At 42.4% G+C, this 706-nt stretch carries 3 tRNA genes and 1 rRNA gene; all 4 read left to right on the top strand.

Going from position 1 to position 706, the window contains the following annotated elements:
* Positions 1 to 88 (top strand): 16S ribosomal RNA (locus tag HC725_RS16565); the annotation flags it as partial.
* A gap of 116 nt (positions 89 to 204) precedes the next feature.
* A tRNA-Glu gene (locus HC725_RS16560) sits at positions 205 to 280 on the top strand.
* A 20-nt stretch (positions 281 to 300) separates the two neighbouring features.
* Positions 301 to 376 (top strand) — tRNA-Lys (locus HC725_RS16555).
* A 44-nt stretch (positions 377 to 420) separates the two neighbouring features.
* Positions 421 to 496: transfer RNA gene (locus tag HC725_RS16550), tRNA-Val, on the top strand.
* Positions 497 to 706: the final 210 nt, after the last annotated feature.

Below are 706 nucleotides of genomic sequence, written 5' to 3'. Positions count from 1 at the left end.
GAGGACGCTTACCACTTTGTGGTTCATGACTGGGGTGAAGTCGTAACAAGGTAGCCCTAGGGGAACCTGGGGCTGGATCACCTCCTTACGAAAAGATTATTTTTGATGAGTACCCACACAGATTGATTAGGTTTATATAGAAAAGAGTTTGAAAGCATCCCAATGCTTTCGTCTTCTATTTAGAGATAGATAGAAAAATCCTGTGTCCCGTTCGTCTAGAGGCCTAGGACACCGCCCTTTCACGGCGGTAACAGGGGTTCGACTCCCCTACGGGATACCAATTCTCTTGTAGAATACAACGGGCCGTTAGCTCAGTTGGTAGAGCAGTTGACTTTTAATCAATTGGTCGCTGGTTCGAATCCAGCACGGCCCACCATTTCCTCCCATGGAAATGCTTATTTTAGATAAGAAAATAAACATGGGCGATTAGCTCAGTTGGGAGAGCACCTGCCTTACAAGCAGGGGGTCACTGGTTCGAGCCCGGTATCGCCCACCACTCTTTAAGTGTTTTTACGATATTTCGCATTCAATTGACTGATTGAATGGGATTCTTTGTCGCTGAGAATCTTTAAAAAGTGTTACGTTTGTAAAAACAATAACTCTTTGCTCTTTAACAATTTGGAAAGCTGACTGAATAAATAACCAAGGTTATTTGTTCAAATAAAAGTTCTCAAATCTTATTTCTTCGGAAATAAGTAAACAACAC

The sequence above is a fragment of the Vibrio sp. S17_S38 genome, from assembly GCF_014694375.1.
In the GTDB taxonomy this organism is placed as follows: Bacteria; Pseudomonadota; Gammaproteobacteria; order Enterobacterales; family Vibrionaceae; genus Vibrio.
The sequence above is the reverse complement of the archived record's forward strand: the minus strand, read 5'-3'. Positions and strand labels throughout refer to the sequence as shown.